The sequence below is a fragment of the Streptomyces sp. NPDC056144 genome (assembly GCF_042264145.1).
Lineage (GTDB): Bacteria > Actinomycetota > Actinomycetes > Streptomycetales > Streptomycetaceae > Streptomyces.
The window spans coordinates 879,987-902,818 of record NZ_JBHJVF010000002.1 but is presented as its reverse complement, the minus strand read 5'-3'; the positions used below and the strand labels follow the sequence as shown (position 1 = coordinate 902,818).

General features: G+C 75.0%; 16 protein-coding genes. 7 read left to right on the top strand and 9 right to left on the bottom strand.

Annotated elements, in window-relative coordinates:
* Positions 1-97 precede the first annotated feature (97 nt).
* The 6 genes from ACFC0Z_RS10525 (at position 98) to ACFC0Z_RS10500 (ending at position 6,641) form a co-directional block, all read left to right on the top strand.
* Positions 98-454, top strand: coding sequence for an STAS domain-containing protein (locus tag ACFC0Z_RS10525; RefSeq protein ID WP_376434888.1), 357 nt, complete (start codon positions 98-100; stop codon positions 452-454).
* 43 nt (positions 455-497) lie between these two features.
* Positions 498-1,013 (top strand): helix-turn-helix transcriptional regulator, encoded by a 516-nt coding sequence (locus tag ACFC0Z_RS10520; RefSeq protein ID WP_376434886.1) that lies wholly within the window; start codon positions 498-500, stop codon positions 1,011-1,013.
* A gap of 114 nt (positions 1,014-1,127) precedes the next feature.
* Positions 1,128-2,342: a DUF2306 domain-containing protein gene (locus tag ACFC0Z_RS10515; protein ID WP_376434884.1), complete on the top strand. Its 1,215-nt coding sequence runs from the start codon at positions 1,128-1,130 to the stop codon at positions 2,340-2,342.
* A complete protein-coding gene (locus tag ACFC0Z_RS10510; protein ID WP_376434883.1) occupies positions 2,339-3,415 on the top strand; it encodes a hypothetical protein in 1,077 nt (358 codons plus the stop codon). Before ACFC0Z_RS10515 ends, ACFC0Z_RS10510 begins: the two co-directional genes overlap by 4 nt.
* A gap of 49 nt (positions 3,416-3,464) precedes the next feature.
* A complete protein-coding gene (locus ACFC0Z_RS10505) occupies positions 3,465-4,049 on the top strand; it encodes an isochorismatase family protein (protein ID WP_376434881.1) in 585 nt (194 codons plus the stop codon).
* Between the two features lie 135 nt (positions 4,050-4,184).
* The gene (locus ACFC0Z_RS10500) at positions 4,185-6,641 is read left to right on the top strand and encodes an NB-ARC domain-containing protein (RefSeq protein ID WP_376434879.1); all 2,457 of its coding nucleotides are present in this window, start codon (positions 4,185-4,187) and stop codon (positions 6,639-6,641) included.
* On the opposite strand, the gene ACFC0Z_RS10495 is transcribed toward ACFC0Z_RS10500, so the two are convergent.
* The 6 genes from ACFC0Z_RS10495 to ACFC0Z_RS10470 form a co-directional block, all read right to left on the bottom strand.
* Positions 6,631-8,280: a hypothetical protein gene (locus tag ACFC0Z_RS10495; RefSeq protein WP_376435085.1), complete on the bottom strand. Its 1,650-nt coding sequence runs from the start codon at positions 8,278-8,280 to the stop codon at positions 6,631-6,633. The two genes, ACFC0Z_RS10500 and ACFC0Z_RS10495, sit on opposite strands and share 11 nt — an antisense overlap.
* A 203-nt stretch (positions 8,281-8,483) precedes the next feature.
* Entirely contained in the window at positions 8,484-9,710 is a 1,227-nt protein-coding gene (locus tag ACFC0Z_RS10490; RefSeq protein ID WP_376434877.1) for a cytochrome P450, read from the bottom strand.
* 14 nt (positions 9,711-9,724) lie between these two features.
* Positions 9,725-11,395, bottom strand: a complete 1,671-nt coding sequence (locus ACFC0Z_RS10485; RefSeq protein WP_376434875.1) for an FAD-dependent monooxygenase — start codon at positions 11,393-11,395, stop codon at positions 9,725-9,727.
* A gap of 4 nt (positions 11,396-11,399) precedes the next feature.
* Positions 11,400-14,663 (bottom strand): ferritin-like domain-containing protein, encoded by a 3,264-nt coding sequence (locus tag ACFC0Z_RS10480; protein WP_376434873.1) that lies wholly within the window; start codon positions 14,661-14,663, stop codon positions 11,400-11,402.
* Entirely contained in the window at positions 14,660-16,165 is a 1,506-nt protein-coding gene (locus tag ACFC0Z_RS10475) for a flavin monoamine oxidase family protein (RefSeq protein WP_376434872.1), read from the bottom strand. Before ACFC0Z_RS10475 ends, ACFC0Z_RS10480 begins: the two co-directional genes overlap by 4 nt.
* Before the next feature lie 60 nt (positions 16,166-16,225).
* Positions 16,226-17,878, bottom strand: coding sequence for an FAD-dependent monooxygenase (locus tag ACFC0Z_RS10470; RefSeq protein ID WP_376435082.1), 1,653 nt, complete (start codon positions 17,876-17,878; stop codon positions 16,226-16,228).
* Between the two features lie 357 nt (positions 17,879-18,235).
* Between ACFC0Z_RS10470 and ACFC0Z_RS10465 the strand changes: the two genes are divergently transcribed.
* Positions 18,236-20,299, top strand: coding sequence for a SpoIIE family protein phosphatase (locus tag ACFC0Z_RS10465; RefSeq protein WP_376434870.1), 2,064 nt, complete (start codon positions 18,236-18,238; stop codon positions 20,297-20,299).
* Positions 20,300-20,342: 43 nt separating this feature from the next.
* Here the strand turns inward: ACFC0Z_RS10465 and ACFC0Z_RS10460 are convergent, their stop codons facing one another.
* From ACFC0Z_RS10460 to corA, 3 genes are all read right to left on the bottom strand, one after another.
* Positions 20,343-20,969: a DinB family protein gene (locus ACFC0Z_RS10460; protein WP_376434868.1), complete on the bottom strand. Its 627-nt coding sequence runs from the start codon at positions 20,967-20,969 to the stop codon at positions 20,343-20,345.
* A 101-nt stretch (positions 20,970-21,070) separates the two neighbouring features.
* Positions 21,071-21,562 carry an Lrp/AsnC family transcriptional regulator gene (locus tag ACFC0Z_RS10455; RefSeq protein WP_376434866.1) on the bottom strand — a complete coding sequence of 164 codons (492 nt, stop codon included), beginning with the start codon at positions 21,560-21,562 and terminating at the stop codon, positions 21,071-21,073.
* Positions 21,563-21,649: 87 nt separating this feature from the next.
* Positions 21,650-22,732, bottom strand: coding sequence for a magnesium/cobalt transporter CorA (corA, locus tag ACFC0Z_RS10450; protein ID WP_376435079.1), 1,083 nt, complete (start codon positions 22,730-22,732; stop codon positions 21,650-21,652).
* Between the last annotated feature and the right edge of the window lie 100 nt (positions 22,733-22,832).

Below are 22,832 nucleotides of genomic sequence, written 5' to 3'. Positions count from 1 at the left end.
ACCGATTCAGGTGATATTCGGCCAGCTGAAACGTCTTTCCCGTCACGGACGCGTCCACGCTCGTCGGGACACATGGACCCACCCTGTGGAGCGTCCGATGCAGCTGATTCCCCGTCACGACCCGCACCTCGACATCCGCCGGACCGGCGGCCAGACCGTCGCCGCGCTGCGCGGCGAGCTCGACCTCGTCCTGGTGCGGCACCTCAGGCCCGAGCTCGACGCCCTCGTCCGCGAGTCCGAGGCGCTGACCGTCGACATCCGCGGGCTCACCTTCTGCGACGCCACCGGCCTCGGGCTGCTCGCCCACTGCGCCGGGCGGACCCAGGCGCGGGGAGCCCGCTGGCGGCTCGTCTGCGACCAGCCCCGGATCCTGCGCCTGATCCGTCTGACGGCTCTCTGGGGCCTCCTGGGCCCCGAACCGGCCCCGGACGGCCCGGAGTCGTGGGGGACGTGAGCGGCCGGCCACCGTGCCGGGGGCCCGCGCGATACGATCCCGCATGCCTGAAGTCCGCCTGACCACGCCGTCCTTCCTCGTGCTGGGCCTCATCGACCAGCTCGGCGAGGCCAGCCCGTACGACGTGAAGGTGGAGGCGGCGCGCACGGTGGCCCCCTTCTGGTCGATGCCGCACGCGCAGGTCTACGCCCAGTGCGACCGGCTCCTCCAAGCCGGTCTGCTCTCGGAGGTCCGGCAGTCCGGCGGCCGCAACCGGCGCCTGATGAAGCTGACGGAGCAGGGGGCGGCCGCCCTGCGGGACTGGCTCGCGGACTCCTCCTTCGTCCCCGTCGAGGCCCGCGAGCGCGGCATCCTCAAGCTCTGGTTCGGCGCGAGCCCGCGCGTCCACGCCCCCGTCCAGATCGACGAGCACCGCGACACCCTGGAGGAGTACGAGGAACTGGCCGACAGCGTCGGCGAGTTGCTGACGCGCGGGCAGCGCGAGGCGCTGGAGTTCGGCATCCGGTACGAGCGGATGATGGTCGAGTTCTGGCAGTGGGTCGAGAGCCGGGAACCCTGACGGAACTCCCGTTACCGAATCGGATGTTACCGACGGGTTGACCCCGCCCCGGCCCCGCCCTACCTTCCTCCATAGTCCAGACAGGACTATCGCGCGTTCGGAGGGGGAACCACCGTGGGGCGTCCGACAAGCACGAGATGGGGGAGGGCCGCCGCCGTCGCCGTGACGGTCGTCTGCCTGGCGTACGCGCCGCTCGCGATGACCGAACTCTGGCCGTACGCGAAGCCCGGCGCGCCCGCCATCGGCGAATGGGTCCTCGGCAAGTCCGTGTCGCCGGAGTTCGTCGCCGAGGCCGTGCGCGACCGGATCGGTCCGTACAGCCGCAGCCTCGCCCCGCTGGTCGTGCACTCCGTCCTCGGCGGGCTCCTCATGCTCCTCGGCCCCGTGCAGCTGCTCTCGGCGGTCCGCCGGCGCGTCAGGCTGCACCGGGCGGCCGGGCTGGTCTTCGCCGCGATCGTGTACGTCTCCATGGGCGGCGCGGCGCTCTACCTCGTCCGCACCCCGCCCGAGGAGGCGTTCAGCGGGGCCGCGTTCTGGATCGTCCTCGCCACGATCCTGGTCGGCACCGTCGGCAGCGTGAGCTTCGGCGTCCTCGCCGCCGTCCGGGGCTTCCCCGACCTCCACCAGCGCTGGATGCTGCTCTGCTACGGCTTCCTGATGACCGCCCCGCTGCTCCGCCTCGAATGGGGCTTCCTGCCCTCGCTCTACCCCGGACTGTCCATCCTGGAGATCAACCGGGTCGCGATCATGCACCTCGGCGCCCTCGTCTCCTTCGGCGCGCTGCTCGCCTCCCGCGCGCTCGACCGGCGCACCACCGTCCCCGGCGTCACCGGCACCTGGTGCCCGACACCGGTCCTGGTCGCCGCCCACCTCGCGGCCGCCGCCGGGCTCGCGTGGACCGCCGTGGCCTTCCTCGACCAGGGGACGGAAGGACGCCGCCTGCTCGTCGCGTACGTCGTCCCGTACGCCCTCGTCCACGGCGTCGTCGCGGTGCGGGCGGCACGCGCGCGCGTACGGGGCGACGCGTGGGCCCGCGAGGAGTGGCGGATCCACCTGACGGCCCTCTGCCTGGCCCCGGCGTTCTCGGCGGCGGCCGTCCCCGTCCTGGAACGGACGATGGGCCTCGACCGCGCGACGGCGCTGACGGCGGGCGTCGGCATCGGCTGCGGGATGCTCGCCTACACGGCGGTCACGGTGGTCAGCCTGCGGGTCCTGTACGGTCGCGAGCTCCTCAAGCGGGAACACGCGCCGGCGGAGGCCGAACCGGCCGCCGCCCACGACGCGGTGGCGGTGGCGGTGGCCGCGCCGGTGCGGGAGGACGCCCGATGAGCGCCACCGAGAAGCCCGCGGCGTCCGGCGAGACGGGCTCCGGCGTGACCGGCTTCGGCGAGATCAGCCCCGGCGAGACGGGCTCCGGCGTGACCGGCTTCGGCGAGATCAGCCCCGGCGAGACGGGCTCCGGCGAGATCAGCCCCGACGAGACCCGCCCCGGTGCGACCGCGTCCGCCGCGACCGCCTCCGGTCCTGCCCCGGTCGGCCTCGGGCGGGAACTCGCCCCCGCCGTCGTGCTCCTGAGCGGGGTCGTCGGCGGCATCAGCGCCGTCGTCGGCGCGCTGCTCGTCGGCACCAGCCTCCTCGGCCACGCCGCCGGTGCCTGGGTCTCCACGGAGGCGCTCACCCCGGGCCTCGTCGGGGCGGCGATGGCGGGCGTGGCGCCCGCGCTGTTCACGATCGGCCGGGCCCGCCACTGGGCGGAGGCCCGGACCCTGGTCCTGCCGCTGGTGATCGTCCTCGTCGGACTCTTCACGGTGAGCCTGCTCAACGCGGGCTCCCTCCAGGCCGTCCGGGGCGGCCCGTTGTTCCTCGCCCTGTTCAGCCTCGGCTGGGTCGCCACGCTCGGCCTGCTCGCGCTGGGCGCGGTCGTGTGCCTCGGCGCGCAGTACCGCAGGCCGGCGGCCCCGCACAAAGCCGGAAGCCCTCGACCCGCCCCCGTACCGCTGCCCGCCTGGTCGAAACCGCTCCTCGCGGTCCTCGGCTCCGGCTGGCTCGGCATCGGCGCCGGCCTCCTCGTCCTCCCCGCCTTCTGGGGGCCGCTGCTGCCCTGGACGGTGAATCGCGCGGACGCCCAGGGCCTCGGCGTGTGGGCGCTCGCCCTGGGTGTCGGCGTCCTCGGCTCGCTCGCCGAGGACGACCTGTCCCGTATCCGCCCCGCCCTCACGGCCGTCCCGGCGGTCGCGTCGGCGAGCGCGGTCGTCCTGGCCGTCCACGCCGGGTCCGTCGACTGGACGTCGGGCCCGGGCGCGGCGCTCCTCGCCCTGGTCGGCGGCCTGTTCGTGACGGGCGTCTCGGGCCGCTGGCTGCTGCGGCGAGCGGAAGGCGGGTCGGCCCGCCCGGCGCCCTGACCAACGAAACCCCGTGGAATCACGGCAGCCCGGCGATCATGATGGGTGGATGAGCCCGCAGACACCCGCACAGCCCGTGGACACCCTGATCGTCGTGGACGTGCAGACGGCCTTCGTCACCGGACCGGGAGCGGTTCCGGAGGCGGACCGGCTCGTCGCGCGGACGGCCGACCTCATCGCGCGTGCGCGCCGCGCCGGGGCCCTCGTCGTCCACCTCCAGAACGACGGGCCGCCCGGCGCGGAGGACGAACCCCACACGCCGGGATGGGAGCTGCACCACCGGGTCGAACAGGGGCCGGCGGAGTCGGTGATCCGCAAGCCCTACGACGACGGGTTCCGGGAGACCGCGCTCGGCGCCGTGCTCGCGGACGCGGGAGCGCGGGCGGTCGCCGTCTGCGGGGTCATGTCCGAGATGTGCGTGCAGGCGACGGCCCGCACGGCCCTCGACCACGGCTACCGGGTCGTCGTGCCGCACGACGCCCACGCGACCCAGGACTGCCCGGCGGTCCCGGGCGTCCACGCGACCGTGCCGGCCGCCACGGTCTCACGGGTCGCCGCGTACTCCCTCGGGAGCGACGCGGAGGTCACCACGGCCGCCGCCGACGTCGCCTTCACGGCACCCGGGGGCCGTTGACACCACCGGGCCGGGTGACCCGACCGTACGAAACCGGCCACGGGACGTGCCCGGGACGGCGGCGCGCGGGCTGTTCAAGGGTCCGCCGGGATCTCTACGGTGGTGGGGGCGGACCGGTGAGACGGAGGGGGAGCGGTGGAGGAACTGGCGGCGCTCGCCATGGCAGGGGTGTCGACCGTCCTCGGACTCGTCGTCACGGACGTCTGGGAATCGGTCAGGACGCGCGACTGGCGCCTCTTCGGCCGCCGCGGCCCGGCACACGAGGGCGCGGAAGCCGCCGACGAGGCGATCGGCGGAACCGCAGACGGAACCGCCGGCGAGCTGGAGCGGGCCGGCCGCGCGGCCGCGGCGGCGCGCGCCGCCGGGGACGAGGCGGGCGCCCGCGCGATCGAGGAGCGGTGGAGCGCGCGACTCCTCCAGGTGCTCCGCGAGGACCCGGACGCCGTCGCCGAACTCCAGAAGCTCCTCGCCGCACTCGGCACGCCGCCGCCCACGGCCACGTACGACTTCCACGGCGCGCACATCCAGGGCGACGTGACCATCCACGTGCCGCCGGCCGGGGGCGCCTCCGTGCCCCGCCCCGACCAGGTCCCCGCCCTCACGTCGGCCTTCGTGAACCGGACCGCCGACCTCGGCGAGATCGACCGGTGGTTCGCCGCGCCCCGGGTCGGCATCGGCGTCCTGCACGGCCTCAGCGGAGTCGGCAAGTCCGCCACCGCCCGGCACTGGGCGACGACCGCCCGCGACCGGTACCCCGACGGCCAGTTGTACGTGGACTTCGCCGCCCTGCGCGGACAGGCGGGCGGCGATGTCTCCGAGGCCGTCGCCATGTGCCTGCGCGGCCTCGGTGTCGACGACGCGTACATGCCGGCCGGCCTCCAGGAGCGGGCGGCGCTCTTCCGCACCCGCACCGCCGACCGGCGGCTGCTCGTCGTCCTCGACGACGTCGGCCGGCCCGCCCAGGTCCGCCCCCTCGTCCCCAAGGGCCCCGGCAGCGCCGTGCTCGTCACCAGTCACTCGGCGCTCGGCGAACTGGTCATGGACGGAGCCAGCACCCGGGCCCTCAAGCCCTTCGACCGGGACGGGGCCCTCCTGCTGCTCGCCGAGGGCTGCGGCGAGGAGACCGTCGCGGCCGATCCGGCCGCCGCCGAACGGCTCGTCGAGCTGTGCGGCGGACTCCCCGTCGCCCTGCGCATCGTCGCGGCCCGGCTGCGCGTCGACCCGGGACTGACCACCGCGGAGCTGGCGGCGGAGCTCGCCGACGAGGAGCGGCGGCTCGCCGGACTCGCCCTGGGGGAGGACTACTCGGTGTCCGCCGTCCTGAACCCGAGCCACCGCGCCCTCCCGCCGGAGACCGCCCGCCTCTACCGGGCCCTCGGCCTGCACCCGTGCCGTACGTACGACCTCGACTCGGCCGCCGCCGCACTCGGCACACCGCCCGCCGCCACCAGGCCGCTCCTCGCGCGGCTCGCCGCCGACGGGCTGGTCGAACGGACCCCGGACGGCCGGTACACGATGCACGATCTCGTACGCCTCCACGCGCGCGAGCGGGCGTACGAGGCGGAGCCCCGGACCGACGAGGCCGCGCTCGTCGGGCGGGTCCTCACCCACCACCTGGTCCTCACCGCCCTCGCCGACCGGGCGGTCCGCGAGGACCGGCTGCGCGTCACCGACCTCGCCGTACTCCTCGACGGGGCCGCGGACCCCTTCGCCGCCCCCGGCGGACCCGCTCCGCTCGACTGGCTCGAAGCGCGCCGCGCCGACCTCCTCGCCGTCCTGCGGGCCGGCGCCGCCCACCAGGGCCTGGAGACCCCGGTGTGGCAGCTGGCCGAGGTGTTCACCGTGCTCTTCCTGCACCAGCGGGCGCTCGGCCCGTGGCGCGAGTCCCTCGACCTGGGCATCCGGGCCGCCGTCACCGCCGTCGCCCCCGCCGCCGAGGCACGCCTCCGGAGCCTGCTCTCACGCCCGCTCCTCGACCTCGGCGAGGACGCGCGGGCCCGCGAGGAACTGGACGCCGCCCTGGCCTGCGCCGAGATCGCCGGGCACACCGTGCTCAGCGCGTCGGTACGGGAGTTCGACGGGCGGTACTGGGACCGGCACGACCCGGCCCGCGCCGTCGCCTCCTACCGCGCGTCCCTCGCGCTCAACGAACGGGCCGGAGAGGCCCGGGGCGCGGCCATCGCGACGTACTTCCTCGGCTGCGCCCAGGACGCCGCCGGGGAACACACGACCGCGCTGGTCACGCTGCGGAGCGCGTACCGCATGCTGACCGAGTGCCGGGACCCCCGTATGGCGGCCCGTGCCACCGCCGCCGTCGGCGTCGCGCTCGACCACCTCGGCGACGTCGAGGGGGCCGTCCGCGCCCTGGAGGACGCGGCCGGGACCCTCGGCGCCCAGCGGGCCACGCACTACCAGGCCCAGGCCCTCGTCACCCTCGCGGACATCGCCGAACGCACCGGCACCCGTCGGGACGAGGTCGCCGGGTGGCTGGACGAGGCGGCGCGCATCCACGAGGCGGGCGGCAGCCCGCTCGGCCCGGTCCTGCGCGAGCGGCTGCGCGCGCTGGGGGAGGGAGACGGGGTCAGCGGCTGAGCCGCGGACGCGGGGCCGGGGCCGGGCCGTCGAGGGGGAGTCCGGCGCGCAGGTACGCGTACACGGCGGCCGAGGCTCCTTCCGGGCCCGTCTCCGTCGTGACCTCCACGACACGACCGTCCCGCAGGCCCACCAGGTGCCCGGTGTCGTCGCCGCCGTCGGTGAGGCTGACGGCGGCGAGGAGGCAGCCCGGTCGGGCCGCGAGTGTGTCGGCGATCCAGGCGCGCGCGTGCTCGGCCGTCGGTGACGGGGACGCGGCGAGGAGCACCGACGCACTCTCCGAGACGCCCAGATCGCGTTCCGCGTCCGTGCAGGCCAGGTGGACGAACAGGTTCTCGGTCTCCGCCCCGTCCGTCGCGACGGCGGCCGGGAACCGCTCCACTTCGACGAACCCGTCGGTGGTCACGAGGGTGCGCACCTGCCAGGACGTGACGGGTTCGGCGGTCACGCGGGCGGGAGCGAGCGTCCGGACGGGCGGGGGGCCGGCGGACGGTTCCGGGAGGCCCATGAGCTCGTACAGCGCGGTGCGCAGACGGCCGAGCGCCCGGCCCGGCTCGCTGAACGCGAGCCCGGCCACCTCGGCGTACGCGGCCCGTGCGGCCGGGTCGGCCGCCGCCTCCACCTGTGCGCGCGGGTCCCGGCGCGGGTCGAGGCGCGGAGCCTCCCGCCCGAGGACACCGGCCGCCGTGCCCGGCACCGAGTCGCTGCCGAAGGCGGCCAGGAGGACGGGACGGCCGAGCGCCGCCCCGTACAGCGTCACCGATCCGTGGTCGCCCACGATCAGGTCCGAGGCGAGCAGCACCGAGCGCCAGGCGTGCACCGGAGGGACGAGGATCAGCCCCGCGTCGAGCGCGGCCGCGAGGTTGCGCCGGATCTGCCAGGGGCCGTGCGCGGCCCACACGTTGGGGTGGACGATCGCCGCCACGCGGTACGTGTCGTACGGCAGCGAGCCGAGGAGGCGGGCCGGGAGGTCCGGTTGTTCGGCCAGGAGCGAGGTCGGGCCCCACGTCGAACTGACCACCACGAGCCGCCGGCCGGCGCCGACGCCGAGGGCCGCGCGGTACTCCTCGCGCCGTGCCGCGCTCGCCACCAGCTCGTCGAAGCACGGGTCGCCGACGAGCAGCGTCCGGCCGGCGGCCTTGGGGTGGGCGGCGAGCAGCTGCTCGGTCTGGTCGGGGTGGGAGGTGGCGAGCCAGGCCCGGCCGGCGTCCAGGAGGGCGTCCGGCACCAGTCCGGAGAGCCGGACGCGGTCCGTGCGCGAGTCCGGCACGAACTTCTGGAAGCCGATGCCGTGGGGGAGGACGAGGACCGGGCAGGTGCCGGTGGGGACGTCGACGTTCCCGCTCGCCGTGAGGACGAGGTCGGGGGAGACCTCGCCCAGCTGCGACCAGGGCATGACGCGGCAGCCGGCGTCGTGGAGGAGGTCGAGGACGCCGTCGTTGAACGCGGAGGTCGGGTCGTACGCGAAGACGACGCTCACGCGGCTGTCGTCGCGCAGGACGGCGGGGAGGCACTCCAGGACGCGGGTGGTGGAGACGACGGTCCGCGCGGCGACGACGAGGGTCCGCTCGGCGCGGAACGTCCGCCAGCGCTCGGCGTCGTGCCCGACGGGAACGCGGAGCGGCCGGTCAGTGTGCATGGCCACGCCGCCAACGTACGTCGAGCCCGCGCCCGTCAGCTACGCGGCTCGCGGCTCGCGGCTCGCGGCTCGCGGCTCGCGGCTCGCGGCTCGCGGCTCGCGGCTCGCGGCTCGCGGCTCGCGGCTCGCGGACATCGTCCGGTTACCTCAACTTTCGGGGGAAGACAAGGGGTTCGAGGCCCGACACCGGGCCGTCGAACACCCTATCCCCCTCGCTCCCGAGTGAGCGTCAGACGTGACGGGCCGTGGAAGACCCAGTCGGGGGCGTACTCCACCTCGACACCCGTCCTGGCCCCCTGACCGAGCGCAGGAAGCCGGTCCAGGAGCACCCCGAGCCCCGTCTCGGCCTCCGCCCGCGCGAGGCCCGCCCCGGCGCAGTAGTGGATGCCCAGGCCGAACGCGCAGTGCCGGCCGCTGTCCCGGCGTATGTCGAGCACGTCGGGCTCCGGGAAGCGCGCCGGGTCGCGGAGGGCCGCGCCCAGGACCAGCTGGAGCCGGTCGCCCCTGCGTATGCTCCGGCCGGCGAGGTCCGCGTCCCGGTGCGCCCAGCGGGTCACCATCTGGACCGGTGGGTCGTGCCGCAGGAACTCGTCCACGGCGCCGGGCAGCAGCCCCGGATCGGCGCGGAGTTCGTCGGCGAGCGCCGGCCGCGCGAGGAGGGCGAGCACCGCCTTGCCGAGGAGGCCCGTGGTCGTCTCGTGCCCGGCGGTCAGCAGGTGCGTGCAGGTCGCCGCCAGCTCCGTCTCGCTCAGGGACGGGTCCTCCGCCCCGGCCCGCGCGAGCGCGGAGAGCAGGTCGCCCCGGTCCTCGGCGCGCCGCGCGGCCAGCTCCCGGCGGAAGTACCCGTCCAGCTCGGCCGCCGCCCGCTCGGCCGCGTCCAGCGCGGCGGGCGTCCGGTCGCCCCGGGTCCCGCCCGCCTGCTGGAGGGCGAGCGCCTGACCCCGGAACCACGGCCACCGCCGGGCGTCGACACCGAGCAGCCCGCCGATGACGAGCAGCGGGTACGGCGCGGCGAACCCCTCGACGAACTCCACCGCGGACCGCCCTTCCAGCGGCGCGACCAGTTCCTCCGCGATCTCCCGCAGCCGGGGACGCAGCGCCGCCACCGCCGAGGGGCCGAGCGGCGGCGTCACCCGCGCGCGCAGCCGCGTGTGCCGGGGAGGGTCGAGGAAGACGAGCCAGTTCTCGACGACCCGGCGCAGCGTCACGTACCCGTCCGGCACGGGCGCCGCCCGGGAGCTCAGCGGTGACCCCCGGCCGTAGGCCCGTGCAGCGAGGACGCGGGCCACCTCCGCGTGCCCGAAGACGTACCAGGTCGTGGGGGCAGGGCCGCCCGGGGCGCGGACGGCGTGCACCGGGTCCGTCTCCCGGTACCGCCGGTAGACGGGGTACGGGTCGGCCAGGTCGAGCCGCGACGGGTCGAAGGGCACCACCCCTCCCGCCGTCATCGGCCCGCCCCGCGCACCAGGTCCGCGACCCGCAGCGGCTCCACCGGCGCGCTGGTCCCGCGCCACGCCACGTGCCCGTCGGGACGTACGAGGACGAGGGGCCGCTCGTACCGGCGCGCCACCTCCGGGTCGTGGCAGCGCCGCACCCGCAGCGGGACCCGGCGCTCGGCGAAGGCCCGGACGAGCCCCTCCGGGACGCCCGCGTCGCCGAACGCCAGCAGGACGAAACCGTCGCCGAACAGGTCGAGCGTCGACCGGCCGGCCCCCAGCCACGCGTGCGGAGCCCGTACCCCCGGCCGAGTCGTACGGTTCCACGCCGGCCCCTCGACACCCGCCGTGGCGTCGCCCGGTGGCCCCTCCTTCTCGTCCGCGACGGCCGGGGACGCGTACCGGTACGCGAAGTGCAGCTCGGGCGCGTCGAACTCCCGCAGCGGCTCGGAGTCCGCGATCTCCCGGGCCAGTTCGGCGCGGGCACGCTCCCCCTCCGGGGTGCCGTCGCGCAGCGCCGCCCTCAGACGACGGTCGACCGTCCGCCGCAGGTTGCGGTGGCTCTCCTCCAGGCTCCGGACCGCGACCGGCCGCCGTTCGTCCTCGTAGGTGCCGAGCAGCCCGGCCCCCGCCCAGCCGGAGAGCTCCGCCGCCAGCTTCCACCCCAGGTCGGCCGCGTCCCCGACGCCCGTCGCGAGGCCGAGCCCGCCCGAGGGCGACAGCGTGTGCGCCGCGTCGCCCGCGAGGAAGACCCGCCCGTCGCGGTAGCGCGAGGCCACCCGGTGGGTCAGGTGCCAGATTCCGTCCGACACCACCTCGACCGGCACGTCCACGGCCACCGCCCGCCGGACGACCCGCGCGGCCTCGGCGGGTCCGGCCGGGCAGGTGAGCCGGTACAGGTCGCGGCCGTCGATCGCCCGCAGCGGATAGCGCAGGCCGGTCGGGTCCGTGAGGAAGTGGACGAGCGCGGCGCGCGGTCCGAGCCGGGCGGCGAGGCCGGGGGCCCGGAAGAGGATGTTGCGCAGGGAGCGGGTCCTGTGCCGCTCCGGCATCTCGATCCCGCAGGCCTTGCGCACTGCGGAGGACGCCCCGTCGCAGCCCACGAGGAACCGGGCGTGCACGTCTCGCCGTACCCCCGCGTCGTCGACGAGGGCCGCGCTCACCCGGTCCGGTCTCTGGATGAGACCGACGAGCCGGGTGCCCAGGCGCATCGGACCCGCCGGTCCCGCCCCGACCCGGGCGGTGAGCAGCGGAGTCAGCCAGTGCTGCGGGCACACCGCCTCGGGCTCGGGCGTGTACGAGGGCAGCGGGCGCCCGCCGGCCGTGCCGAGCCGCAGCCGGTGCAGCTCGTGCTCGCCGACGGCGGTCACCCAGGCGACGTCGAGGGTGTGGTCCCGCGGCCAGCCCGCGTCCCGGATCGCGTCCGCCACGCCCCAGCGGCGGAACGCCTCCATCGCGCGCGGGCCGACGGTCGAGACCTTCGGGTGCGCGACCCGCCCGTCCCCGGCCTCGGCCAGGACGAAGTCCACGCCCCGGTGGGCGAGATCGAGGGCGAGCGCGAGCCCCACGGGCCCGCCGCCCACGATCAGGACCTCGGTCTCCCGGGCCGGCCCCCCGGCCCGCTCCGTCAGCTCCGTCCGCTCCGTCCGCTCCGTCCGCTCCGTACGGTTGTCCGACATCGCCTCAGCCCCTCCCCTCGTGGGCGAAGTACTCCGCGTACCACGCCATCAGCTCCGGGACCCGGTCCGGCACCCCCTCGCACTCCCGGGCCATCGCCGCGAGATGCCGGAACCGCATCGCGAACCCGCGCCGGGCCACGTCGGGACGCGCGATGTACGCGGGCGGCTCCTCCAGCTCGAACGACGGGCCGGCCGTCCGCCCCCGCCATCCCGACTCCAGCGGCATCAGCTGCTCGGCGAGCGGGCGCATCATCCCGGTCATGACGTCGATGGCGGCGTTCATCAGCTTCGACCGGCGCAGGCTCGCGTCCGGGCTCTCCCCGAAGTGCTGCACGATGAGCTGGAGCATCATGAAGTAGCAGCGGTTGAAGAGCCGCATGACCTGCCGCGCGTGCGGCGCGCTCACGGCCGCCCGCCCCGGATGCGCCGGGTCGAGCGTCGGATTGCGCAGCGAGGGGTACGCCGGGTGCCACGGAGCCCCCTCGCCGTGCGGCCCGTCGGCGCGCTCGGCCATGAGGAGTTCGGCGAGGCGCACGAAGGTCTCGTGATGGGACTCGGAGCCGTTCCCCGCCGTGTCGAGGTCGAGGATCCCGCCCTCGCCCTGCTCGGTCACGAAGTCGACGGCGAACAGCGCGCTCGACAGGTCGTCCACCTCCAACTGGTAGTCCGGGTGGACGGAGTCGACGGCGCCGCCGAGGAAGAGGTGATGCTCGCCGCCGCCCCGCCCCCGGGCCACCGGGAACAGCTCGGGCACCCGGGTCAGGCCGTCGCGGATGCCCGCGTACAACTCGCTCGGCGACCCGAACGGGCTCGGTGGCCCGGACTCGCCCGGCGACCCGAACGGGCCCGCGAGCCGCTCCGGCCGTTCGATGGCGATGAACCGCTGGAGGCTCCCGAGGTGCAGCGGCTCCAGGGCGAAGTCCAGGGGGAGCGGCAGCCTGCCCGGGGTACCGAAGTCGATCTCCGGTACGTGGAAGGGCTCGCCCATCGCCATCAGGATGTTGTTGACGACGAGGAAGTGCGTCATCTCCTCCCTGGCCACGTCGAAGAGGCTGTCCCGCACCCCCTTGGCCAGGGTCTCCCCGCCGTCCCCGCAGGCGAGGCGGAGCTGACGCGGGGTCCACACCCCGCTGCGGACGTACGCGAACCCGGTGCCGTGCGTCGGCACCGAGTACCCGGCGTACAGGTACTGGAGCGAGGTGGCGAGCTCCACCGTGACGGCCTGCCAGAGCGCCGACCGGAGCTGGGCCCGCGTGGTGATCCGCGGGGACGAGCGGACCGGCGGGGCGACGGCCGACAGGGGTGCGGCGGCCGCAGCGCTCCTGGCGCGCAGATACTTGAGGAGCAGCCGCGCCTTGGGCAGGGACAGGTCACGGGTCGGCGGCATGTAGTACGTCCGGTCCTTGTTCGCCGGATCGCACATCTGCCAGATGAGTTTCGCGTACGTCTCCACCTTGCAGCGGTCCGCCAGGCTGAACACCTCGTCGCGCATGAACGGGAACAGCTGCTCGTAGTACGCGAACACCTCGCGGTACAGCAGCTCGAAGGTCGCGTCCTGCTGGAGCACGGCGTCGAGGTGCCAGTCGTCGGGCAGGACCCGGACGTCGGCGGACCCGGCCCAGGGCCAGAAGCCGAGGGCGTCCTCGTGGTCGTAGCAGGCCTCGGCGGAGCCCGGGAGCGCCGGGTCGTGCGGCGGTCGCTCCCCGGGACCGGCCCCGAGCAGCAGCCGGGCCGTGCCCGCCCGGGCGCCGGAGACGGTGAACCACCCCCTCCCGCGGACGTCCGTGGCGAAGCGGCACCAGGCCGAATCCTCGGTCTCCCCGTCGTCCCGGGGCTTCTCCCCGGCGACGCGGCCCGCCCGGACCCGGACGATCCGCAGCTCCCCGCAGCGGGCCTCGGGTGCCGAGGCGACCGGTTCCAGCGGGACGGCCCGGGGGTTGGGGAACTGCCGGACCACGACCGCGTCCAGCGGCGCCGGAACACCCCGTACGAAGGTGCGGACGGGCACCTCCACGGCGTACTCGTCGCCGCGCTCGCCGTCCGGGTGCTCCAGGAGCAGCGTCGCCGTGTCGGTGACGACGACCTCCTCCCGCTCGCGCAGCAGGACCTCGCCGCCCGCACCGCCGGGCCCGGGGGAGCCGTCCCCGGGGGAGCCGTCCCCGGCGCGCACGAGGACGAGCCCTTCCTCCGCGGCCCGCCGGGCGCCCTCCTCCGACGCCGCCGGAACGGTCACGACCTCGCCGTCGCCGCCCGTCCCCGCCGGAACCACGGCCACCGGCAGGCCCGACCGCGCGGTGCGCAGCTCCGCGCCCGCGTCGGCGACCCGCGCGTACGGCCAGTGGAACGAGACCCCGGCCGGGGAGACCCGTACGGCGCAGGGTCCCGGTGCGTCGGGGAAGCGTCCCGGGACGGAGACGCGCCCCGGGACGAGGAGCCGGCCCGCCGGGTACGTGCGCGGCTCCTCCGGCCGCCAGGGCGCGATCGTCCCCCGCAGCCGCCACACCTCCGGAGCGTCCCCGGTCTCCGGAGCGTCCTCGGCCTCCGGGAAATCCGCTGCCCTCCGAGGGGTCCCGGCCGGTCGCTGCTCCAGCGTGAACTGGACGAGGATTCCGCCCCCTTCCCGCTCCTCGGCCGCCGCGCGCAGGGCGCGGACGGCGCGGGAGTCCGTCGGGCCGGACGGCCAGTCGAGCCCCTCGCCCGCGCCGATCGCGAACTGGTGCAGCACCCGGCGCACGGGCCCGAACCCCTGCCAGCGGGGAGGCATGAACCCGCCGACGTCCCCCACGCACGCGTACCCTGCGTCGTGCGAGCGGCCGTCCCGCCCGAAGGCGAACCGCCCGCCCATCAGCGTCGCCGTCCACGCCGACGCCGGATCGACGTCGAAGACCCGCGCCCGGTTCACCGTCGTCCCGAGGTACGGGTTGTGGTGCCCCCACAGGTCGACGGCGCGTCCCACGACGGGATCGTCCCTGTCGACCGGGCCGCCGTCCGCCCGCTGCACCCCGGTCACCCGGGCGTCCAGGAGGAAGTGGCCGTTCCCCGAGAAGTGCCCGCCGCGCGCCCCCTGTTCGGCCAGGTGCGCGTGGTAGGCCCCGGCGGGCTCCTGTTCCCCGAACGGGCCCACGGGCGAGGGTCGGCCGCCGCTGGCCGCGGCGCCCCGGAGGGCCGTGTTGCGCGCCAGGTCGACGAGGCCGCCGCGCGGTCCCGTGGGCAGCCGCGTGAGGGCGGATCCGCCGAAGTACAGCCGGGGGAGGTCGAAGACGCTCATGCCGCCTCCAGCCGGGCCCGCGGTGCCACGGCACGGCTCGGGGCGTGCCGGGCGATGAGGTCCACGGCTTCGAGCGCCGACTCGACCGCCCCCTCGATCCAGGCGGGTTCGGTCGCGCAGTGCTCCCCGGCGAAGAACATCCGGCGCTGCGGGCGCACGGCCCGCCGCCGCTGCTCCTCGCCGGCGGTGGCGTCCTGGCCCCAGCGGATCGTGCAGCCGCCCTGCGTCCACGGATGCCCGCCCCAGGCGAGGCTGGTCACGCCCCGGACCATGCCGCGCCGCAGCAGCTGCGGATGCATCCGTCCCAGCTCCTCGACGACCGTCCGGTGCCGCACGGCGGGAGGCATCCGGCCGAGGTGGTCGGCGTCCTCGCCGATCGTGTAGCTCGCGAGGAGCGCCGCTCCCTGGGCCGGGTCCGCCGGCGGCCCGGCCGAGGCCGGCGGGTAGTAGGTCTGCCGGATGCGGCCGCCGCTGAACGAGGCGCCGCCCCGGATCCCCTCGCGCTCCCAGAACGGCTCGCGGCAGTGCACCGCGACTTTCGTCGCCGGGCAGTAGACGACCTCCCGCACCACGGCGAGCTTGTCCTCGTCGAAGCCGCTGAGGCTGAGCCCCCGCAGGACGGAGAACGGCACGGTGCACAGGACGTAGTCGCAGCGCCGCACGGCCGCGTGCGGGCCGCCCCCGACGCGTACGAGCACGTGGTCGGCGGCCACCTCGAAACCGGTCACCCGCTGGCCGAACCAGATCGGCCCCCGGACCCGGGCCGCCAGCCGCTGCACCAGCTGGTCCATCCCGCAGGCGAGCCGCACCAGTTCGGGGCTGGTCTCGGTGAGGATGTCGTCGAGGAAGCCGTTGAGCCGGGTCCCGCAGCCCGCCCGGATTCCGGGATGGGCGGCGAACAGCGCGTGCACGTCGATCCGGTCCTTGGCGTGGCCGACGAGGTACGGGGACAGGTCGACGTCCTCGACGAGGTCCAGGAGGTTACGGGCGAGGTCGGCCCGCAGTCCGGCGCGCAGCGCCGGCGGGGCCACGGCGTCGACGACGGCCGCCAGCCAGGCCCCGAACACCACGGTCTCCTCCCGGTACCGGGCGCCGGGCAGCGAGGCGCGGACGTCCGCGATCAGCGTGCGGGGCGCGTCCCGGAGCCGTACGTGCCCGGTACTGGTCGCCAGGAGGGCGTTCTCCTCGGAGAGCAGGGTGGTGAACGGGCGTACCTGGTCGGCGAGTCCGAGATGCTCGACGTACCGCATGGTGCGGTGGTGCGCGGTCGGTATCCGCATGGCGCCGAGCTCCACGAACGGGGCGCCTTCGGAGGCCCCGAAGCGATGCGTGCGGATCCTGCCCCCGAGGCGGCGGCTGCCCTCGACGACCTCGACGCGGAAACCGATCCGTTCCAGCTCGTACGCGGCGACGAGCCCGGCCATCCCGGCTCCGACGACGGTCACCGTGCTGTTGGCGCGGGTGCGGCGCCGCCCCCTGAGCGGAGGGTGCTGCTGCGTCATGGTCCGAATTCCCCCTCGAATCGGTGCCTGTGGTGCGGGGTGTCCCCGGTGCGTTCGGTGTCAGGCGGGACGGGCGGCGAGCGCGGCCAGGTAGGAGCGGAGCAGGGTCGTACGGGCGAGCGGGGCGACCAGCCCGACGTATCCGTCGGGCCGGACGAGCAGCAGGTCGTCGGGGTGGCCGAGCCGTCGGGCCTCTGCCTCGTTCCAGGGCGTCACCGGCAGTACGCGGACCGGCGAGGGGAACCCCTGACAGGCCACCCGGACGGCGTCGAGCACGCCGGCGTCGGCACGGCCGGCGCGCAGGACCAGCGTCCACCGGTCGTACCCGAGCAGGGTGTGCAGCCGGACGGCCGTGGTCCCTTCGCCGGGGCTTCCGCCCCGGGCCGGGTCACCGCCGGTGGCGAGGGTGATGTCGGGCATCCGCCGGCCGGCGCGCGGTCCCGGCCGGTGGCGGCGGCCGGGACGGTGCCGGGAGAGCGGGCTGTCGACGTGGTTCCGGCCGAGGTCGCTGAGCCGCAGGTCGAGACGGCGCTGGAAACCGCGCCGGGCGAGGGCGAAGGGCACGGTCGCGGTGAACGCCCGGTAGCCGAGCGGCGGGAGGGGCAGCTCCATGAAGTTGAACCGCATCTCGCGGATGTACCGCAGGGCCATGAGCCGTTGCTCGTCGCTGTACGTGTCGAGGAGCGCCTCGCCCGCCTGGCCGTGATGCACGGCGGCCAGCTTCCAGGCGAGGTTGTGGGCACCGAGCACCCCGACGTTCATGCCGTGGCCGCCGACCGGGGCCCAGGCGTGCGCCGCGTCGCCCGCGAGCAGCCCGCGTCCGCAGCGCAGCCGGGCGGCGACGCGGTCGCTGAACCGGGCGCGGTTCAGCCAGACCTGCTCGGTCGCGGCGAGCCGCAGACCGGGCATCCGGGCGGTCTCCGCGACCAGGTCGCGCAGTTCGTCGAGAGTGGGGGCGGCGGTGAGCGTGGGGTCGGGGTCGTCGCGGAAGCAGAAGAAGCGGTAACCGCCGCCGGGCAGCGGGAAGACGAGCAGGGACCGGTGCGGGGCCAGGAAGATGTGGCCCCTGCCGGGCTCCTCGCCGATCCGCCAGGTCGGGTGGGCGTTGCCCTGGACGACCTGGAGCCCCGTACGACGGCGTCCCTCGAAGGGGATGCCGAGGCGGTCCCTGACCACGCTCGCGGTGCCCTCGCAGCCGACGATCCACGGGGCGACGGCCGACTCGGCCGAGCCGTCCTCGTGCCGCAGGGTGAACTCGGCCCGGTCCTCGTGGACCTTGACGTCGGTCAGCTCGGTGTTCCACTCCACCCGGGTGCCGAGCCGGGCGAGTTCCTCGGCGAGGAGGCGCTCGATGTCGTGCTGCTCGATGTTGAGCGGGCGGGCGTGGGCGGACCGCGCCCAGCCGGTGGTGAGTTGACCGAGGTCGCGGTCGCGGGCGTGGACCGTCACGGTCTCCAGCTCCACGCCGTGCCGCGTGAGGGTCTCGCCGACCCCGAGGGAGTCGAGGGCCTCCCGGGCCCGTGCCCACAGCACCAGGGCCCGTGCCTCGCGTTTGGTCGCGGGCGCCCTGTCGACGATCCGGACCCGGAGGCCGAGCCGGCGCAGGGCGATGGCCAGGGTGAGCCCCACCGGCCCCGCCCCGACGACGCACACGTCCGTGTCCGTACTCATCCGAACCACCCCCCGTTGTCTCCACGCAGTCCAGGAGTCCAGAGTGCTTTGCGGAAGATCACCGTCACCAGGGCGTGCACGGGGGCGCGAGGATCACTGCGACCTGGGATGATAACTACCTGTGCATCATGATGTCTGTTTGAGTGATGAGAACGGAATTCGGCCGTCCACCCCGTGGGACGGCCATACTCGTGGCCGGATCCCAATGGTCGGGAGCGATCCTGACCGGTTCCGGCCGTTCGTACCGCCCCCGAGACTGGCGAGTTCCGGACACGGCGAACGGGAATGTGCGCGTGCGCACCGAAAAGCCCCCCACACAGAGCCCGTCGGCACCCTCTCGGCTAGGGTGATTCGTTAGGGAATGCGCCCCGCCGGGGCAGGACGATGCATAGGGCTGCGTTGGACACTCATCAGTCGTCGAGCAGGGTTCCGCAGTCGCCCCGAGCGGCCGTCGGCGACGCCAGCGTGCTCCGTGAACTCCTGCCGATCGCCCTGTGGCGCGAGGACGCCGACGGGCGCATCGTCGAATGGTCCCTCGCCGCCCAGGACCTCCTGGGTCACCGGCCCGAGCACGTCCTCGGACTCCTCGCCACCCCGCTGCTCGTCCCCGACGCCAACCGCGAGCTCGCCGACCGGCTCACCGAGCGCGTCCAGAACGGCGAGACGATGGTCGGCACGCTCCCCGTCCGGCACCGGGACGGCCACACGGTCACCATGGAGATGTGGATCGTGCCCGCCGCCGACCCCCGGGGGCGGCCCGGCGCGATGCTCATCGCCGTGGAGACCTCCGAGGTCCTGCGCATGCGGGAGAACCTCGCGGCGATGGAGAGCCTCTTCACGCAGTCGCCCATCGGCCTCGCCCTCCTCGGCCCCGACCTGCGCTTCCTCCGCGTCAACGACGCCCTCGCCCGCATGAACGGCGTCCCGTCCGCCGCCCACGTCGGCCGGCACCTCGCCGAGGTCGTCCCGGACGTGAACGCCGACGCCCTCGAAGCCCTGATGCACCAGGTCCTCGCCGAGGGCACCGCCATCGTCGACGCCCGACGCGTCGGCCGCACGCCCGCCGACCCCGACCGCGACCACATCTGGTCCTGCTCGTACGCGCCCCTCATCGACCGCAACGAGGAGCGCCCGCTCGGCATCATCGCCTCCCTCGTCGACATCACCGAGAGCCAGGAGGCGCACATCGAGGTGGAGCGGGCCCGGCACCGCTTCGCCCTGCTCGCCGAGGCCGGCGCCAGGATCGGCACCACCCTCGACCTCCGGAAGACCGCCGAGGAGGTCGTCGACTTCCTCGTGCCGCAGCTCGCCGACTCCGCCGACGTGCAGATGCTCGAAGCGGTCCTGGAACCGGACGACCCGGCCGCCTCCACCCGCGGCGTCCTGCGCCGCCTCGCCGCCACCTTCCCCGACCCGGGCGCCCCCACGGCCTCCCTCGCCCCCGGCCAGACCTTCCAGCTCCCGCTGGACTCGGACTACGAGCGGGTCGTCGCCCGGGGCAAGCCCACCATGCTCCGCTCCTCCGATCTCCCGGCGCTCTTCCGCGACCCGCGCACGGAGGCCCTCCGCACCTACCTCGCCACGAAGATCGGCTCGGCGCGGCTCGTCCCGCTGGTCGCCCGGGGCCAGGTCCTCGGCGCGGTCACCGTCACCCGCCTGCGTACCCGCGAGCCCTTCGACGCGCAGGACTTCGTCCTGATCGACGAGGTCGTCGCCCGGGCCGCCCTCAACATCGACAACGCCCGCCTCTACACCACCCAGCGCGAGGCCGCCCTCACCCTCCAGCGCAGCCTGACCAACAACGCGCTGCCCGACGTCGACGGGCTCGAACTGACCGGCCGTTACCTGCCCGCGAGCGCCCACGACGTGGGCGGCGACTGGTTCGACGCCATCGCGCTTCCCGGCGGCCGTACGGGACTCGTCATCGGCGACGTCATGGGCCACGGCATCCACGCGGCGGCCGTCATGGGCCAACTCCGCACCGCCGTACGGACCCTGGCCCGGCACGACATCGACCCGGCGCGGATGCTCAGCTCGCTCGACGCCGTCGTCGCCGACCTCGGCGAGGACGAGATGGCGACGTGCGTGTACGCGGTCCACGACCCGGCCACCCGCCGATGGGTCATCGCCCGCGCCGGCCATCCGCCGCCGGCCGTCGCCCTTCCGGACGGGACCATCACCTTCCTCGAAGGCCCGCCCGGCACCCCCCTCGGCACCGGCGTCCACGACTTCGGCACCGAGGAGGTCGTCCTGCCCGAGGGCGGCCTGCTCGTCCTCTACACGGACGGCCTCATCGAAGCCCGCGACCGGGACCTCGACGAGGGCATGGAGCAGATCGCCAAGGCGCTCCGGGGCCTCGACCGGCCCCTCGACACGGTGTGCGACGAGGTCCTCGCACGACTCCTCGACGGGCCCGCGCAGGACGACGTCGCGGTGCTCATGGCCCGTACACGCTCGGTCTGAGCACGCGGGGGCACGGACGTCTCCGGTACGACTCCGGTACGGCTCAGGCCCCGGCGCGCTGGATCCGGTGCAGGTCGCGGAGCATCGCGATCTCGGCCCCGTGGTGCAGGAGTTCCTGGTTGACCCACCAGACGATCTCCCAGAACGGGTTCTCCGGGTCGCTGCCGTGCGGGTAGGTGCAGTACCCGACCGTGTCGAGCGCCGCGTCGTCCACGGAGAGCAGCGCCTCGCGCCAGGCCGTCGCGGCGGCGTCGAAGGCCGCGACGGCGGACGCGGCGTCCCCGCCGGTGACGAACGCGTCGCGGGTCAGCGAACGGGTGCCGTTCGTGTGGTCGGCACGGATCAGGAGCAGTTCGCTCAGGTGGTTCAGGCGCCAGGCGATCGTGGTGAACGGAGGCGGGGTGGGGTGCGGCGCCGCCGCCGAGTCCCGGCCCCACTCGCCCGCGCCCACGAGCAGCGTCGCGCGCGGCCCCGGACCGTCGGCGTGCCGGCGGACGGACCAGCAGCCGGGGCCCGGCTCCCAGAAGTACTCGTCGTCGGTCATCGGCCCGACCTTCACGTCCGTGCCGTTCCCGCTGTCCATCACCGGCCCCAGCATCCGGTCGGTGAGCCGCTTGCGCGCGAAGTCGAACTGTTCGAGCAGGGGGACGAGTCGGGTGGGCAGGGACATGGAGGCGCTCCTCGACGGCAGGGGACAGAGGGGCCGTAGCCTGCCACGTGCCTCGTCGAGGCGCCTTCGAATTTCCGCCCGCGCCCCGGCCGTTGGGCGGGTCAGGCGCCCTGGGGGCCGCCGCCCGCGCCCCGCCCCACCGCCTCCACCAGCGGCAGCAGCCGGTGTGCCACGCGCTCGCGCAGCGCGATCTCGGTCCGCGTGCGGACGACGCCGGGCAGCTGGATCAGCCGCTGGATGACGTCCTCCAGATGACCCGCGTCGCGGGCCACCACGCGCGTCAGGAGGTCCCCGCCGCCGGTCACGGAGAAGGCCTCGACGATCTCCGGGACGCCCGCGAGCGCGTCACCGACCTCGTCCAGATGCCCCTGGACCACCTCGACGTGCACGAAGGCGAGCACCGGGTGGCCGAGGGCGGCGGGGGAGAGGACGGGGCCCGTCGAGGTGATCACGCCGTCGCGCTCCAGCCGGTCGATCCTGGCCTGCACGGTGCCGCGCGCCACGCCGAGGACGCGTGCGTACTCCCGCACGCTCGTCCGGGGCTGCTCGATGAGGAGCCGCAGGATGCGGGTGTCGAGTGCGTCCACGGCCATGGCCGACCGGCCTCCTTCGCTGCCTCTGGTCCCGGCAGGTCCGGGTTGTCCGGATACCGACTCTACCCAGGGGGCGGCGGACCGGCCTCAGAGCCAGCCGTTGCGCCGGAAGCCCCGGTGGATGACCGCGCAGGCCACCGCCATCACGCCGAGGACCAGTGGGTACCCGTACGTCCAGCGCAGCTCCGGCATGTGCTCGAAGTTCATGCCGTACACCCCGCACACCATGGTCGGGACGGCGACGATCGCCGCCCAGGCGGTGATCTTGCGCATGTCCTCGTTCTGGGCGACGGTCACCTGCGCCAGATGGGCCTGGAGGATCGAGTCGAGCAGCGCGTCGAAGGAGGAGACCTGCTCGACGACCCGGGCCAGATGGTCGGCGACGTCGCGGAAGTACGCCCTGATGTCCGGGTCGACCAGCGGCATCGGCTGGGTCGCGAGGACCTGGAGCGGCCGGCCGAGCGGGGCCACCGCCCGCTTCAGCTCCAGGAGCTCGCGCTTCAGCTGGTAGATGCGGCCGGCGTCCCGGCGGTCCGCCTGCTCGGAGAAGACGGCGCTCTCGATGGCGTCCAGGTCGCTCTGGACGGCGTCCGCGACGGCCAGGTAGTCGTCCACGACGTGGTCCGCCATCGCGTGCAGCACGGCGGAAGGGCCCTTGGCGAGCTGCTCGGGGTGCTCCTCCAGGGCCTCGCGCAGCGGGCCGAGCGAGCCGTGGCCGCCGTGCCGGATCGTGATGACGAAGTCCGGGCCGACGAAGGCCATCAGCTCGCCCGTGTCCACCACCTCGCTGGTGGCCGTGAGCTCCTCGTGCTCGACGTAGCGGACGGTCTTGAAGACGGCGAAGAGGACGCCGTCGTACTGCTCCACCTTCGGCCGCTGATGCGCGTTGACCGCGTCCTCGACCGCCAGCGGGTGCAGGCCGAAGAGCTCGGCGAGCCCGGTGAACTCCTTCTCGTCAGGTTCGTGCAGGCCGATCCAGACGAACCCGTCCCCGGCCTTGCGGACCCGGCGGAGCGCCTCCTCGGCCGACCCGCGTCCGCTGCGCCGGACCCCGTCGACGTACACCACGCAGTTCACGACCGCGCTGCCGAGCGGGGAGCGGGCGGGATGGCTGAGGTCGACGGCGCGACGGTACGTCAGGCGTACGGCCCTGCGCAGGCGCTGGATCATGGACACGACGTGCTCCTTCGGCGGGTCGACGGGCCAGTCTGCCACCGCCGCCGACGCCTCCGCGAGTGTCCCCGGGCCCCGGGCGCCCCCCCCGCCCGGG

Bases quoted from the DNA above. Each gene is read 5' to 3' on its own strand.
- ACFC0Z_RS10525 (WP_376434888.1), top strand. From the start codon at position 98: ATGCAGCTGATTCCCCGTCACGACCCGCACCTCGACATCCGCCGGACC.
- ACFC0Z_RS10520 (WP_376434886.1), top strand. From the start codon at position 498: ATGCCTGAAGTCCGCCTGACCACGCCGTCCTTCCTCGTGCTGGGCCTC.
- ACFC0Z_RS10510 (WP_376434883.1), top strand. From the start codon at position 2,339: ATGAGCGCCACCGAGAAGCCCGCGGCGTCCGGCGAGACGGGCTCCGGC.
- ACFC0Z_RS10505 (WP_376434881.1), top strand. From the start codon at position 3,465: ATGAGCCCGCAGACACCCGCACAGCCCGTGGACACCCTGATCGTCGTG.
- ACFC0Z_RS10495 (WP_376435085.1), bottom strand. From the start codon at position 8,280: ATGCACACTGACCGGCCGCTCCGCGTTCCCGTCGGGCACGACGCCGAG.
- ACFC0Z_RS10485 (WP_376434875.1), bottom strand. From the start codon at position 11,395: ATGTCGGACAACCGTACGGAGCGGACGGAGCGGACGGAGCGGACGGAG.
- ACFC0Z_RS10480 (WP_376434873.1), bottom strand. From the start codon at position 14,663: ATGAGCGTCTTCGACCTCCCCCGGCTGTACTTCGGCGGATCCGCCCTC.
- ACFC0Z_RS10475 (WP_376434872.1), bottom strand. From the start codon at position 16,165: ATGACGCAGCAGCACCCTCCGCTCAGGGGGCGGCGCCGCACCCGCGCC.
- ACFC0Z_RS10460 (WP_376434868.1), bottom strand. From the start codon at position 20,969: ATGTCCCTGCCCACCCGACTCGTCCCCCTGCTCGAACAGTTCGACTTC.
- ACFC0Z_RS10455 (WP_376434866.1), bottom strand. From the start codon at position 21,562: ATGGCCGTGGACGCACTCGACACCCGCATCCTGCGGCTCCTCATCGAG.
- corA (WP_376435079.1), bottom strand. From the start codon at position 22,732: ATGATCCAGCGCCTGCGCAGGGCCGTACGCCTGACGTACCGTCGCGCC.